Genomic DNA, 14,530 nt, shown 5'->3' on the forward strand with positions numbered 1-14,530 from the left:
GAATATTGGCATGTACAGCGACAGGACTTAATATTTATGATTTTAATGATGAATATTTCCAGCTGAGATATATCGCAGCCGGAAGATTAAAACCAAAAGACTGATCATGGAAAAACTCAATAACCTTGCAAAACAGATTACTTCTCTGCAGTACGATATTCGGGCTGAAGTACTCATCAATAACCTTCTGAAAAATAATGATATTGCAGAATCAGAATATATTATTTCCAAAGAAGGCCAGTTTTCCAGAGCGTATCGGTTTGATGTTCTGAATACTGATGTTGTAGATTACGATTTTGATGCGAAGGATTTATTAAAACTCGAGCTTTCAAGGGACAGTTTTTATGATATGCTGCCCGAAAATATGGTGCATACACCAAGAAACGATACTCCCGAAAAAGATGTAGACAGAATGATAAGGGAATATCAGGTTCAAAAAAAACAACAAAAAGCGGCAAGGACGTTTTTTCAGCCTTTTGAGAATGAGATATTCAGCTATGGTGTGGAAATAGAAGGGTTTGAGCAGGAATTTTTATCAGAGCTTAATGGTTTTTTAACTCCGGAGATGTTTTATAATTTTTGGGGAATAACTAAAGATCTTCCTCCGATTTTGGTTTCAAAATTTATCAGGATACTTCCGTATGCTTACAAAATAGTGGGCAATATAGAGCTTGCCTGCGAGATTCTTTCATCGCTGATTGAAGAAAAAGTAACGATCAATAATAATGGTCACCAAAGATATCAGGATGAAGACCAGAGTATTTTACTCGGAGAATCCAGATTAGGATTGGAACTTATTACAGGAAACAGTTATGACGATTACTCAAGCCATTTCAATTTGCAGATTGGTCCGTTGGAAAGATCTAATTTTTCCGATTACATACACGACGGGGTAATGAAAAGATTTGTTGATCTTTTTTATGAATATTTTTTTCCGATCGAAGTAGAAATAGTAACTACAATTTTACTTCTCAAGGAAAAAGAAAATTTTGAATTCAGCGCACAACAAAACTCAATATTAGGATATAATACACGGATATGACACAATTGAAAAAATATTTTACGAATTTATTTGATCCAAAAATACTGGTGGCTGTTTTGATATTTTTAGCGGTCAGTATTATACTTACAATGCTTTTTTCTCAAAAAGCACCAGATTTTAAGCAGAAATATAAGAGCAAGTTTTATACTTACCTTTTTTCTGTCGCTTTTATCTATTCTATCATTGCTTTTTTAGGATTTAATAAGTTTTTTCAGGATAATAATCTTTACGAGTTTATATTTTATCAGATCTGTTCTTTGGTGATGGGCATTATCCACTGCTCATTGTACAAAAGTTATTTTAAAAAATTCGGAGTAGAAAAAAATGGGATTGAATATCTCTTCGCTCTTATTGCGGTTGCCTATTCAGCAATTCCTTTTATCCTTATTTACACCTTTCTGAACGGAATTGATTTTTTATTTTTAATGCTCGGACATTTTATAGTCTTCTTCATCCCTACTTTTTTAAACGATACTTTTAATAAAGCAATGGCAATTCCGCCGAAGGTTTATAAAACATGGCAATTTCCTGAAAATTACAAAGAACTTGCCGGTGTAAGTGATGAAGAAATGCGGGATCTGGTTGTATTTACTTTTTTGATGGATAAAGACCGTTACGCAAAAAAATACAGCGTTTACCGTGCAAAAGGACCTACAAGAGTAGACTTCGGAAGGCTTTTTTACAATTTTGTAATCGATTATAATGAAAGGCATACAGAAGAGCAAATCGAAATAGAAGGTCCGAATGGTCTTGACAGCTGGGTTTTCTTTTTACAGCCAAAATGGTATGAATCCACAAAATATATTGATCCCGATCTTACACTTTATATGAACGGAATTGAGGAAAACAGTGTGATATTTTGTATGAGAACCAATGAGTTGAAACTGTCTGGTAACAGAAAAACGGATGGTGAGCCGGATTTTGAATATGATAAAGAAAAAGATAATGAAAGAGTTATAACCGAATAATAAAAATACAATGATAGAAAAATTAAACCATTTCCCCGTAAACTGGATAGACGGGATGAAAATCAATAAAAACCACTTCGCAGATGTTCAGAATTTCGTGAGCGATTCTGCGAGAGATGCAGTCGGAGTTCATACTTCGATGATTAATTACGGATTATTACCGGTCAATGATTCCATTAAGTTGAACTTAATTATCGATAACCATAAATTACTCAGAATAAAGGTTGAAGAATGTCATGCCATAACACCGAACGGATCGAGAATAGATATCGGATCGGGAAGTTCTGAAGCAATTAATTTATCAATTCCGTATCCCGAAGCTGTTTATGAAATAAAGGAGAATGAAAGCCTGATTCTGATGGCTTGTCTTTCGGTAAACCATTTTAAAAGAATGCCTTTCGGAGAGCCGGATCCCGAAGAAAATCCGCCAAGATATCCTTATACGCAACCCGAATATTCATTAAACCTGATTCCTGAAAAAGAACTTAAAAATACATTGGGTTTTGGAACAGGTTATCTTACAATAGGAAAAATTCTGGTGAATGGAAGTGAATCGAGGATCGATGAAGATTATATTCCGCCTTGTGTAAGTGTTTCCAGCAGTAAAAAATTACAGGATCTTTATGTGGAAATTGACCGTTTTTATGGGCAGATAGAATTGTATGCAGTACAGATCGAGCAAAAAATTCATGTTAAAAAGCAAAGCAATTCACTGGCTGTAATGATGACTTTAATGGCAGATAAAACCCTGAATTATCTGGGTCAGGAAATTAACAGATTCAGATGGCTTTCTCCGCATACTGCTCCGGCTAATATGTTGTTGTCTGTCATTGCTTTGGCAAGAGTTCTGAAAAACTTTATTGACGCCCGTTCCGGAGCCGGAAAAGAGGAGCTGCTTAATTATTTTGCTGAATGGTGTAATGTAAGCCAGGGATATTTTGAAACCATATTTTCTGAGGTAATCAATACAGATTATAACCATAACCAGATGGATGCAGCCCTTGTGAAAGTAAAAACTTTTATGAAAACACTTGAAGAATTGTATTCTGTTCTTAACAGATTAGATTATATCGGTAAAAAACGCGACGGAAGCATTTTCGTTTCAGAAAATACAGACGACAGAGATTCGGTTATCCATTCTAAACGAAGCAGAACCTTTCTGGCAGATTAACAATTAAACAATTTATAAATGATTGCTGATAATAAGTTTATGAAATGTAACTCGCTATTTATCAACCATCAATAAAACTATTAAAATATATGGAAGTCCTTAATAGAAAAGAAAGATCAAGAGCTTTCTCGTTTTTCATTTTGTTTTTCGTGATCACAGTTGTCATCTTGCTTATTGCGGTATTTTTTAATGCCTATTTTCCATTTAAAGAAAACAGTTTGCTAAAGGCTGAAAATACAAAAATGAAAAAAGAAATGGCAACGCAGGAAAAATTTTCGTTTCAGCTGGAAAAGGTAAAAGCTGCAGTAGATTCGATAGGTGTTCCCGGTCAGAATGATTTTTTTAACGAAAAATTGTCATTGTCTATCCTTGCAGATATGTACAAGCAACTGCCGAAAGACACACTGAAAAATAAAATTATGTACAACAACACCATTATGACCTTTAAAGATCTGGTGGATGCGAAAAAGCAGATCAAACAGCTATCCGGAAACCAAATGACAATGGATAGTCTGAGTACGATTAATAAAACTCTGAAGGAAGAATATGACAAAATAAAGACAGATCTTGATGTTTGTCGTCAGTTGTATCAGGCTCAATAATTTGAAAATGGAAAAATCATTATTCATATTTATTATTTTTCTTATCGGCGTTTTTTCGGCAAATGCCCAGAAGAAAATAGTACCAGACAGCTCCGGATTATATCCCAGCTATGATTGCGGAGTGGTGCAGACAAAGCAGAAACTCGATAAAAAAGAATTTGCCAGTACACCTTCATTGCAGCTTAGAGTTAATAACGTAGATTATGTTTATGCGACGCTGCAACTGGGGAAAAGAAAGAATAAAGTCTTTATGTACATCCAGATTTTAGATAAAAATGTATGTGTAAAAAAAGATAAGGTTTTAGATGTTTATTTTAAAACAGGAGAGGTTGTAACCTATGAAAACGGATTCAAGCTGAATTGTGATGGTTTTTTTGTAAAACAGCTCAGCAAAAAAGAATTTGAAAAACTGAGACACAATGATATTGATATGATGAAATTATACACTTATAAAAAAAATTATGAGCTGTATGTAAGTGAAGTTCAGAATATTGATATCGATAATCAGTTAGATTGCCTCTCTGTTTATAAAATTAAAAAAACAAACGAAGTGAAAATTAAAAAAAAGAAAAATGAGCCCGCTTCCGGAACTTAATCTGAACCTGGGAATTTCCAATTCCGGGTCTGCAGACAATGAAAAAGGAGACGAAATTGTGGTACGCAGCGATTCGGGACTTCGCAAGCATACCATTTCGCTGATTATTTCTGATCAGGAAGCAGGAAAAGTTTATTTGAAAATAAATGATAAAGAAGTTGAAATTCCTACTTATAAAATGACGATAACAGATGATAAAACCAATGAAACTGAGGCTTATCAGGTAACACGCGATACATTGAGCTTTGTGAAAACGTCTGTCAAAAAAAGTTTTTTATCGTTTTTAGGAATCAAACGTTTTGATAAAACTTCTTTTTTGTATGAAAATATTGCTTACGAACCACTCATGGWAAAGATTGAAAAATTTGATATTTCCAGACATCGCAAGCTTGACCAGGATAAACTGATCTATCAGCTTTCCGGTAATGGCGGGAATGTAATATTATATTCCGGGAACATCAACGAATTTGAAATGCCGGAAGCAGGAACCCAATATTTTATGATTGTCGACAACAATGATGGGAAAAGCTTTATAGGAGATATTTTGTATCGTGAAAAATTTTTAAAACTGACACCAAAAGTTGAATTGCAGATCATCAAAAGACAGAAAGTTGCCAAGAATTTCGAGTATGATGATAAAGGGAATATTAAAAGAATGATCTATCTGTAAAAAGTTACTCTTTTAGCAAAACACAAATAATATGAGAGGGATTTATTATAAAATACCATTAGATTTTGAGGCACTTATCAATAAAAAGGATGCCGAAAAAATTTCTATTGATAATTCTATAAGCCAGCAGATTTTTTTGATTTCTACAACCGCTTTAGGTGAATGCAAGTTTGACGAAACCTTCGGAGTAGAAATATGGGAAATGGATTTTGATCTTCTGAAAACCGATAACAGCCTGAAGGAATTTATTACCCATTCTATGAAAAAAGCGATTGTAATGCATGAGAAAAGACTTCTGCTTGAAGACGTTGAAGTTTCTGTTAAAGATCATAACCTCGGAACTTTTGGAAAAAGAAGAATGAAAAAAAGAGTGATAATCTCTGTGAAAGGACAGGTTTTGGAAACCGACAGATCTTTTCTTTTCCAGAATTCCTTTTTTGTAGGGCCTCTTTCATATTAAAATACACAAATCACTAATGAATCAGGAAAGAATAAAAGACAGAATATTAAGAAGAGCCGCAAGACTTTGGGGATACAACGAGCTGGAAACAGAGACTTCCTTTGATCCTATCATAAGTCTTCTTCTTTCTGCTACTGATATCGCCATATCATCATTTTAAAACCAGCAAACGTATTCATAATGTCTTTAATCCTAGTGAAACCGGAACTAAGGATATTTTCTTTTGTCCGACTGTTGAAGCCAAACTTACGACCGCCAAAGTAGAATTTATTGCTTACGGAAATACTTTGAACCGCATTGAAAGCTTCTTTTTTACAGATCTGCTCGCAAAAACTGAACAGCATATACCTTCCGGAGAAATGTGGGTCGGAATCCGCTGCAAAGAAAAAACCGATCTTGAAAACCTGATGTTTTATATCGATATCAATAACAATTATCAGAAAGAACTATTCTTTTATTATCTGAAGCAGGCAGAAATCTATTTTGGAGAAAGAAAATTTTCATTGCAGGAAGGTTATAATGTAGAAAAAGAAAGCATCAATCTCGAAAACATCATTACAAAAAATTATTCAGATCTGGAGCATATTTATGCAGATGTCAACCAGTATTATTTCTCCAATTTTTTCACATTGAAAGAAAAATTATTGCATGAAGACAAGCCTGAAAAAGAAGAATTGTTTGAAAAATATTTTAAGCAAAATAAACTGTCAGAAGACAGTGATATTTTTTGGCTGAAGTTCAGGTTTTCAGAAGCGGTTGTAAGCGAAGTTTTAGAAAATGTAAATCTCACGCTCAACTGTATTCCGGTGGTGAATATACATAACGTAACTTCCTATCACAGGGTAAGCGGAAGACTCAACATTATCCCGATACAGTCTGAAGATCATTTCCTTGATCTGGACTATGTTTCTGATGATAAAGGAAGGAGGTTTGATGTGAAAAATTATACTGAAAACAATGGTATTTCTGCTGTTTTAAGAAGGGGAGGAGTTTCGAGATTTGACCAGCGGGGAGCTTCAGAACTTTTACAATATCTTTTAGAATTAATAAAAGATGAAACGGCTGCTTTTTCAGGAATTGGCGGCGATTCGGCGAAAGAAACTTTAAGGCAGATTAATCAGAATGTCGCAGCTCTGCATCAATTGGCAAAAGAAAAAAGTTTTTCTCAGGTCAATAATCCTTATCTGGTTATAACTTCCGATTCTCAGGATTCTGAAATTGCCTGCAATATTTCGTACTGGCTTACTCATGCAGAAGAAGGAAACGACATAAAGCCTGCAACGGTATTAACGGTGGAAGGTTCGAATGCTTTGGCACTGGATAAAACTGCCATAATGATCAAATCTTCTGCGGGAGGAAGAAAAAGCCTTTCACCACAGGATAAAATTTTAGAATACAGAAATTCTTTACTGACAAGAGGCAGGATCGTGACAGTGGCAGATATAAGAGTTTTTGGGCAGAATCATTTTAAAAATACAATAAAAGATGTGGAAGTTTCTAAAGGAACAAAAAAAGAAGTCTCTCTGAAAGGAGGATTCAGCAGAACGATTGACATTTACCTCATCAGGAATCCCGAAGTAAAAGAATCGATAAAAGCTTCAGAATGGGAATATCTGTGTGAAAGTTTTCTATTGAAACTGAAAAATGCTTCGGCCAATATTTACCCTTACAGACTTTTTGAAAAATAAGAATATCACCTTAAAAATTTATGATATTAATTAAAAACGTTTATTAACCCTTTAAAAAAACACTTATGTTAACAAACAAAGGAATTGGTGGAAATGAAGTTCCACTAAACGCAAGTGAGGCGATTTTTGAGATCCCTCAAAACAGAACGCTTTTAGCACAAAAGCTGACCGCAGAAGATCCTGTAAAACCTGAACTCGTAGAAGGTCTTACCACAATTGACAAAGTTTTCGAGCATTTCAAACCTGAAATAAAAGTAGATTTTGAAGACGCAAACGGATCTGTGAAAATGGAAAACTTAAAATTTAAAAACCTGGGTGATTTCGGGACTAAAGGAATTACAAACCAGAGCGGATTTTTAAGTGGTCTTGAAACAGAAAAAGATCAGTATCAGAAAATCATCAAACAGCTGAAGACAAACAAGATTCTGAAGGCTGCATTAGAAGATCCTGATGCTAAGAAAGGATTGATCGATACCCTTCAATCTTTAATTAAAGAGCTGGAAAGCAACAATACTACAAATAACAACTAAAACACAAACTATGGCAAAGCAAGAAGAATCTGTACAGGCAAATGTTTCACCTGTATTAGAACAAAAAAAAGGCGCTGCATCATTAGAAAGCAGCCTTAATAAATTAGCCAGATACGGAGGTTTTGATCTTCTGGAAACATCTATCGAAGGGGTGCAAAACATCAATCCGGATAGGAAAGCAAGAAGGAAGATCTTCCTTACAGAACTGGGTAAGGAAAAAGAAAGAGAGACATTGAAAAAAACGCTTGAGCTTTGGGCAAGCGTACTCAGCAATAACGAATCTTTGACAGATATGGTAGCAAACTGTGAAGATCAAAGAAAATCATCGGAAGATTTGCTTTCAAAAAATTTATCCAAAGCAATTGATATTACAAGAGAGCTTGAAGGTAATTACAGAACCGCTGCTTTATTTTATAAAAATACAGAATCTGACAAGGTGAAAAATATCACAATTGTGAATGCAAACCTTGAGCAGCTGAAAGATCTTGATAATACACGTTTCATTGATACCATTCACGCAGAACTGTCTGATAATTACGACAGATTAGATCTAAAAAACAACTATGGAATTCTTGTAATTCCAGGATATTTGGGTTCTAATAAGGTGGTAGAAAAATGGGCTAAACTTGCTCACGAAAACAAAGTAATGATGGTTACAGATTTCGAACACCTTGATGAGCCGGATGATGTAATGGAAATGTTTGATCAGGCTTATTTAACGGGTGGAGATGTCTACAGAGCAAACGTTTTGATGACTTGTAACTGGTTGGTAGGAAGAGGAAGATTTGAAGAGATCAACGAAATAGAAGATCTTTACATTCCGCCTTCTGCTGCATTGGCAGGGAAAATCTATCATACGCTGATGTCTCAGGTAACTGCAGGTAAAAAGTTTGGTGGCATTAATGAAACAGATGGTGTAAAATTCGATCTTAAGAAAAGTGAAATTGCCAATCTTGAAAATCTTGGATTGATCCCAATGGTAAACGAGTACGGAAAAGTAATGGCATTTTCCGGTAAAACTTTATTCAACGGTGATAATTTGGGGCTTCAGACTTACTCGGTAGTAAGAGTTTTCGATTATGTCACCAAAGTATTGATGGATTTCTTGAACAGAAGGGCATTTGAGAACTTCACCGCTGTCACAAGAAAAGAAATTATGAACCAGATTGTTCGTTTTCTTGACGGGATTACCGGTCCGGGTAAGCTTATCGAAAATTTTGAGATCAGAAAGTTCGAACAAGACCCTGTACAGAAAGACAGGATTCACTTGGATATCCATATGAAGCCTTATTTCCCGGCCAAAAACTTCCTTATTAAAATGGATGGCCACAAAGGAGATGACGGTAACGAATGGGAAACCGAATACGAACAGAAGTAAAAATATAAGATACAGTATAGGATTAAAAACAATAAGCTGTTTTTTACTACAATTTTCAAAAATTATTTCCTTGCTGTTTTCTTAGATTGTGATTTGGTACGCGGGAATTATTTCCCGCGTTTCTTTTAAGGTGTTGAATATTAGTTTTTTTAAGTGAGATTTGATAATCTTGCAAGATGATAACCAACTGGTCTTTCATTCTGATAGAAGGCTACAGTATGCATGTACAGAATTTACGTAAATGGTCGGAAAAAAATTGGATCAGTATGAGTGGTAAAATGAAACTGTCATGATAATGCTGTAGCTGAAAGCTTTTCAATATTCAGAGAAGCATTTAGCTTTATTTAACTATAAAAAGAATATCAAAAATAGTTCAAAAAAATTTTATAGTTCATCTAAAAATTCACAACCGCAGCAGCTTCAATGTAGATCAAAAGGTAAAGCAGATTTTTTGAGGATTTGTATTTTGGTTCTACTTTACTACGAATTTTTGTAAGAACACTGCTCAGCTTATTATGCACTGTTTTATCGCTGATACCCAATATTTGGGCTGTTTCTTTAACGGTTTTGTTTTGGCGTATTCTCAGGTCATACACTTTTTGTTCTGTATCGGTCACATCATACAAAACTTCTGTAATCATAGAAAATAATTCTTGGATATCGTTTTCCTCAAAAATTTCAAAATACTCCGAAACACTTATATCATCTGCTAAATCTTCTGATATATCTAAATTTTCGGGATTACTGTTTTCTGCTTTAAAAGAATCAATAACCCTAAAATGCATATATCGAAACAGGTACTTTCTGGCACTTTCTTCATCGTCTACCTGAACAAACTCTGGATTTTCAAAAACTTTTAGCCATAAATTCTGAAGCAATTCTTCAGTGCTGTATTTATTTTTTGTTCTTACGAAGACCATCTTGTAAAGACCTTCGTAGTAACGATTATACAGAAGTGAAAAAGCATTCTGATCCCCAGTTCTGATTTTTTTCAGAAGAACCAAATCCGTCTTACTCATGGGATAGTTTTTACACCACAAAAATAGGATCTTAATGTTAAGTTTAAATGAATTAATCAGTAGGAGATTGGCGAATAATAACAAAGAAAAATATAAAACAACTTATCAGAATGAGAAATAATAAAGATAATAAACTACAAGCATTTATTTTCTTTTTTTGGGGCAGAGAAATTTCGGGCAAAAAACTGACAGAAGACGAATCGGCACTTTCAAAATTATTGGAGGAGAGTGCATTAAAAGATTTAGATACGCACCATTTTAACCATACAAAAAGACAAATACTGTTAAATATAAAACATCAAAATGATACCGCCACTTCCGGCAGATATTTTACCTCAGCTAAGATGGCTAAATTTTTACCTGCAGCAATATTGGTATTGTTGCTTTCGTTAAGTGGCGTTTCTGTCTACAAAAAATATTTCCAGCCTGATGTTTATTTTGCAGAATCTTCCGGTCTGAAAGTAGTTCTTAAAGATGGTTCTATTGTCAACTTATTAAAAGGCGCTGAATTAACGGTAGAAAAATCTTTTCCTGAAGATACCAGATTGGTGAGCTTAAAAGGTGATGCCATATTTTCTGTAGCAAAATCAAAAATACATCCGTTTGTTGTTGAGGCTGAAAACTTCAATACCAAAGTTTTAGGAACAGTATTTAAAATCTCACAGTCCGGAAATAAAAAATCTGTCGATTTGTATGAAGGTAAAGTAGCCGTTTCTTATGAAGGTACAGCTCTTTCTTACCTGAAACCTAACCAGGTCTGGACAAATTTCGGAATATCGCGCACGGCGGCAATTTATTCAAAAAAGACCGATAAAAAATCAGGAAAACAAATTGCGGTAATTGAATCTCTCAGCTTTAATGAAGTTCCTTTCGGTGAGATTATCAATGTGATCAAAGAGCATTACAAAATAAATATAATTTATCCTAACGAGATCGCTTCAAAAAAGATTTCGGCCGAGCTTAAAGGAAGTGTGGACGATAATATCGACATCCTGGCCTTTGCAGTCGGGCTTGAAGTGGAAAAACACAATACAAATACCTACACGCTTAAAAAATAAAAAACTAATTCATAAGAAAATCTAACAATAAGGAAATCAATTATAATGAGTAAAAAAATGAAATGCGGACTTACTGTTGCAACTGTATTTTTTGCACTATCATTACAGGGGCAGGAACTTACACAAAAAGTTTCGTTTGTGGCCTCTGCAGGTAGTCCGTTGGTGAAAACGCTTGATGAATTTGCTTTAAGAACAGGTTTGGGATTTACATATTCTAAGGAAGATTTTAAAGGGCTGAAAGTTAAAAGTATTAAGTGTGAAAATATTTCTATTAATGATTGTTTACAGGAAATTACGCTAAATCAACCTGTGGCATTTAGAATGCGTGGTAATCTGGTTTCATTGAAATATAACGGGTTAAAAACTATAGTTTCTGGAGACGGCAGATTATCGGGAAAAATCGTTAATGAAGTAGGTGATCCCATCATTGGAGCAGAAATTACGGTGGCGGGTAAAAAAGCGGTTACCGATAACAACGGAGATTTCTCGTTAGAAATTGCTGCAGGTAGATACACCCTTACTGTGGTAGCCAAACAATATAATACTTTACGCGTTGAAAAGCTCACCATAAATAAAAATGAAACCAATACGGTATCATTTGCTTTAAAACCTTTTTCAGATAAAGAAACTTCTATAAAAGAGGTTGTAATTGTAGGCACAAGAAGAGAAGATACACAGGCAGGATTATTAATACAGCAGAAAAAAGCAGCCCAAATGAGTGACGGTATTTCGGCTGAGCAGATTTCCAAAACTCCCGACAGTGATGTAGGTGCAACCCTGAAAAGAGTAACGGGAGTAACGACAGTAGATAACAAATATGTTGTTGTACGTTCTATGGGTGAACGTTGGAATACAGCAGCAATGGATGGGATCAACCTTCCAAGCACAGAAGCGTACAGTAATAATTTTTCTTTTGATATTATTCCTACTGCGATGGTAGAAAGTGTAGTGGTAAGTAAAACCGTTACACCGGATATGAATGCAAGTTTCGCTGGCGGTTATGTTGAAATAAGAACCAAAGACATTCCAAACCAAGATTTTATCACCTTTAATACAGGAACATCTTACAATGATGTTACCACATTTAAAGAATTCATTACACGACAGCGAGGAAAGTACGATTATTGGGGATATGATGACGGCACGAGAGCTTTCCCGGAAGGGCTACAGCCAATGGACTGGAATAACCCGCTCTTTTTTGAGCAGTCGAAACAGTTTAAAGATAATTTTTCAAATTTTAAAACAAAAGCAGATCTAAACTCAAGTTTCCAGCTGGCATTTGGTAAAAGTTTCCCGCTTAAAAATAACAATAAATGGGGTTTTGCCGGTGCTGTATCTTTCCGAAATGAACAAAACAGATTAAATATCGACCATACAGGAAGAGGTAACTGGCTAGATACCACCTATTTTACAGATGATGATTCGGTATTTAAATTTTATAATTTTAAAAATAAAGGAACATCATATAACTATAATTCGACAGCAGCCGGAATGTTAAACTTTGGTTTGCAATTAGGCAAAAGCAGATTTTCGTTCCGTAACTCGTACACTCATATTTATGATAATACATTGACGAGTGTGACAGGATGGAACGAATATACCAACGGAAGCGGATTGCCTGAGAATGCCGAAACATCTTATAACTTTTTTTATAACGGAATCATTCCAAACAATGATGTTTCTCAGCTTCCTGGAATGGACAGACCTTATACGGATCAGACTTTATATCCTATTTATCAGACATTGTTACAGAATAAGCTCGAAGGCAGCCACAAAATAAGAAATACAGAATTAAGCTGGTTTGCTGCAAGAACAGGTGTAGAAGCAGATACAAAAGATTATACAATGCATCAGACATTCTACGATTTTATCGGAAAAGATATTTTAACGTATCATAAGGTTTATAATTCCGGAAATAATTTTGCAAGAGGGATTATAAAGAATAAAGAAACCGATTATAATTTCGGAGCATCTTTCAAATGGAGCTTAAACTTTACCAACTTTAGAAATGATATAAAAGTAGGCTACGCCGGAACCGTAAAAAACAACACCAACCTTCAGGAGAAATTCTTTTTAAGAGTAGATGAAAACAGAGACGTTCCAAGTACCGAAAAAAACTTCCTGATGATGTATGGTCCTTTATCAAACTGGTTTGACGGTTCTCAATATGTACCGGGTGGAATTGGTTGGCAAACCCGTCCGTTATACAAAAATAATCAGTATGAAGGTAAGGTTACTCAGCATGCTCCTTATTTAATGTTTGATAACCGTTTTGGGCGAAAGTTCCGTTTGGTATGGGGTGTAAGAGCTGAATATTTCAAATACGATCAGCTTTCTCAACAAATTGATGAGGAAGATCCGAGAAACCTGAATAGGGAAACTGTTGATGAGAAAGCGTGGCAATGGATGCCTTCTGCTAATTTCACCTACAGTCCGACCAATAAAATTAATTTAAGATTGGCCTACAGTAAATCTGTTATTCGCCCTCAGTTTAATGAGAGAACCGGACTTCCTTATTTTGATCCTGTTGCAAACGGACTTATCTATAACACACCAATGACCTCATCTGTGATTAAAAATTACGATTTCAAGGTAGAATGGTTTCCAGGATTAGGCGAAATTATCTCTGCAGGGTTGTATTACAAAGATCTTGATCTACCTATCGAGCGTGAAGGGTATATCTCTAATGAAGGTAATTTATTTCTCTATAACGGAAACTCCAAAAATGCAAAACTGAAAGGTTTTGAAGTGGAATTAAGAAAGAATCTTGGTTTTATTGTAAAAGATTCTTTTTTAGAACATTTTTTTATCGGTGGAAATTTTACCTATAATGAAACCACGGTAATTGCTTTTAAAAACCGTTTTGATACAAAAAACAGTGCAGAAACGTATGAAGTTGAACGACCACTTTACGGGCAAACACCATGGGCTTACAATCTAGGATTGTCTTATGAAAGCGATCGGTTGGGAATCAATCTTCTTTGGAATGCCAAAGGTGAGCAATATATTAYGGTTGGTTATGATTACAATGCTGAAGAAATCCAGCTTCCTTATGCTGTTGCCGATGCACAGATTTCATATAAGATGCTTAAAGATAAAAATCTGGAAATTAGACTTAATGCAAAAAATATTTTTAACAGAGTTATAGAATATTACAACAACAACAACTCTTACACAGCAGCAGATGCTACACCCGGTTCTTTTGTTACCACCAGAGAATCGATGCATCTGATACCGGGAGCTACTGATAAATATGACAAAAATATAGATAAAGTATTGTTCAGAGCCTACAGAGGAAGAACCTTCGGGATAAACATAAGCTATACATTTTAGAAAATAAAAGGATCAG

The 14,530-nt window shown here is 34.9% G+C and carries 14 protein-coding genes and 1 pseudogene; 14 read left to right on the forward strand and 1 reads right to left on the reverse strand.

Annotated features, from left to right (window positions below; translation table 11 throughout):
- The 12 genes and pseudogenes from AB4Y90_RS06495 to AB4Y90_RS06550 all read left to right on the forward strand — a co-directional run.
- Positions 1-104: pseudogene (locus AB4Y90_RS06495) on the forward strand (C40 family peptidase); the annotation flags it as partial.
- Between the two features lie 2 nt (positions 105-106).
- Positions 107-1,042 (forward strand): type VI secretion system baseplate subunit TssG, encoded by a 936-nt coding sequence (locus AB4Y90_RS06500; RefSeq protein WP_441556609.1) that lies wholly within the window; start codon positions 107-109, stop codon positions 1,040-1,042.
- Positions 1,039-2,010, forward strand: a complete 972-nt coding sequence (locus AB4Y90_RS06505) for a TssN family type VI secretion system protein (RefSeq protein WP_441556610.1) — start codon at positions 1,039-1,041, stop codon at positions 2,008-2,010. Before AB4Y90_RS06500 ends, AB4Y90_RS06505 begins: the two co-directional genes overlap by 4 nt.
- 10 nt (positions 2,011-2,020) lie before the next feature.
- The gene (locus AB4Y90_RS06510) at positions 2,021-3,181 is read left to right on the forward strand and encodes a hypothetical protein (protein ID WP_441556611.1); all 1,161 of its coding nucleotides are present in this window, start codon (positions 2,021-2,023) and stop codon (positions 3,179-3,181) included.
- Between the two features lie 89 nt (positions 3,182-3,270).
- Positions 3,271-3,783 (forward strand): type VI secretion system TssO, encoded by a 513-nt coding sequence (gene tssO, locus AB4Y90_RS06515; RefSeq protein WP_441556612.1) that lies wholly within the window; start codon positions 3,271-3,273, stop codon positions 3,781-3,783.
- 7 nt (positions 3,784-3,790) lie between these two features.
- Positions 3,791-4,378 carry a hypothetical protein gene (locus AB4Y90_RS06520; protein WP_441556613.1) on the forward strand — a complete coding sequence of 196 codons (588 nt, stop codon included), beginning with the start codon at positions 3,791-3,793 and terminating at the stop codon, positions 4,376-4,378.
- On the forward strand, positions 4,356-5,048 hold the full coding sequence (locus AB4Y90_RS06525) for a hypothetical protein (protein ID WP_441556614.1): 693 nt from the start codon (positions 4,356-4,358) through the stop codon (positions 5,046-5,048). The genes AB4Y90_RS06520 and AB4Y90_RS06525 overlap by 23 nt, the downstream gene beginning before the upstream one ends.
- 31 nt (positions 5,049-5,079) lie before the next feature.
- Positions 5,080-5,508, forward strand: a complete 429-nt coding sequence (locus AB4Y90_RS06530) for a GPW/gp25 family protein (RefSeq protein WP_441556615.1) — start codon at positions 5,080-5,082, stop codon at positions 5,506-5,508.
- A gap of 16 nt (positions 5,509-5,524) precedes the next feature.
- Complete coding sequence (locus AB4Y90_RS06535) at positions 5,525-5,668, forward strand: hypothetical protein (RefSeq protein WP_441556616.1); 144 nt, start codon at positions 5,525-5,527, stop codon at positions 5,666-5,668.
- Positions 5,669-5,795: 127 nt separating this feature from the next.
- Positions 5,796-7,196: a type VI secretion system baseplate subunit TssF gene (locus AB4Y90_RS06540; RefSeq protein ID WP_441556617.1), complete on the forward strand. Its 1,401-nt coding sequence runs from the start codon at positions 5,796-5,798 to the stop codon at positions 7,194-7,196.
- Between the two features lie 65 nt (positions 7,197-7,261).
- Positions 7,262-7,726, forward strand: a complete 465-nt coding sequence (locus AB4Y90_RS06545; protein WP_441556618.1) for a hypothetical protein — start codon at positions 7,262-7,264, stop codon at positions 7,724-7,726.
- Positions 7,727-7,736: 10 nt separating this feature from the next.
- Positions 7,737-9,104 carry a DUF5458 family protein gene (locus AB4Y90_RS06550; protein ID WP_441556619.1) on the forward strand — a complete coding sequence of 456 codons (1,368 nt, stop codon included), beginning with the start codon at positions 7,737-7,739 and terminating at the stop codon, positions 9,102-9,104.
- Between the two features lie 395 nt (positions 9,105-9,499).
- Here AB4Y90_RS06550 and AB4Y90_RS06555 read toward each other — a convergent pair whose 3' ends face one another.
- Positions 9,500-10,123 carry an RNA polymerase sigma factor gene (locus AB4Y90_RS06555; RefSeq protein ID WP_441556620.1) on the reverse strand — a complete coding sequence of 208 codons (624 nt, stop codon included), beginning with the start codon at positions 10,121-10,123 and terminating at the stop codon, positions 9,500-9,502.
- A gap of 110 nt (positions 10,124-10,233) precedes the next feature.
- Here AB4Y90_RS06555 and AB4Y90_RS06560 point away from each other — a divergent pair, with 110 nt between their 5' ends.
- Together AB4Y90_RS06560 and AB4Y90_RS06565 are read left to right on the forward strand one after the other, a co-directional pair.
- Complete coding sequence (locus AB4Y90_RS06560; protein WP_441556621.1) at positions 10,234-11,181, forward strand: FecR family protein; 948 nt, start codon at positions 10,234-10,236, stop codon at positions 11,179-11,181.
- A gap of 45 nt (positions 11,182-11,226) precedes the next feature.
- Entirely contained in the window at positions 11,227-14,514 is a 3,288-nt protein-coding gene (locus AB4Y90_RS06565; RefSeq protein ID WP_441556622.1) for a TonB-dependent receptor domain-containing protein, read from the forward strand.
- Positions 14,515-14,530 lie beyond the last annotated feature (16 nt).

This window comes from Chryseobacterium sp. 2TAF14 (assembly GCF_052115105.1).
Lineage (GTDB): Bacteria > Bacteroidota > Bacteroidia > Flavobacteriales > Weeksellaceae > Chryseobacterium.

Bases quoted from the DNA above. Each gene is read 5' to 3' on its own strand.
- AB4Y90_RS06500 (WP_441556609.1), top strand. From the start codon at position 107: ATGGAAAAACTCAATAACCTTGCAAAACAGATTACTTCTCTGCAGTAC.
- AB4Y90_RS06505 (WP_441556610.1), top strand. From the start codon at position 1,039: ATGACACAATTGAAAAAATATTTTACGAATTTATTTGATCCAAAAATA.
- AB4Y90_RS06510 (WP_441556611.1), top strand. From the start codon at position 2,021: ATGATAGAAAAATTAAACCATTTCCCCGTAAACTGGATAGACGGGATG.
- tssO (WP_441556612.1), top strand. From the start codon at position 3,271: ATGGAAGTCCTTAATAGAAAAGAAAGATCAAGAGCTTTCTCGTTTTTC.
- AB4Y90_RS06520 (WP_441556613.1), top strand. From the start codon at position 3,791: ATGGAAAAATCATTATTCATATTTATTATTTTTCTTATCGGCGTTTTT.
- AB4Y90_RS06530 (WP_441556615.1), top strand. From the start codon at position 5,080: ATGAGAGGGATTTATTATAAAATACCATTAGATTTTGAGGCACTTATC.
- AB4Y90_RS06535 (WP_441556616.1), top strand. From the start codon at position 5,525: ATGAATCAGGAAAGAATAAAAGACAGAATATTAAGAAGAGCCGCAAGA.
- AB4Y90_RS06545 (WP_441556618.1), top strand. From the start codon at position 7,262: ATGTTAACAAACAAAGGAATTGGTGGAAATGAAGTTCCACTAAACGCA.
- AB4Y90_RS06550 (WP_441556619.1), top strand. From the start codon at position 7,737: ATGGCAAAGCAAGAAGAATCTGTACAGGCAAATGTTTCACCTGTATTA.
- AB4Y90_RS06555 (WP_441556620.1), bottom strand. From the start codon at position 10,123: ATGAGTAAGACGGATTTGGTTCTTCTGAAAAAAATCAGAACTGGGGAT.
- AB4Y90_RS06560 (WP_441556621.1), top strand. From the start codon at position 10,234: ATGAGAAATAATAAAGATAATAAACTACAAGCATTTATTTTCTTTTTT.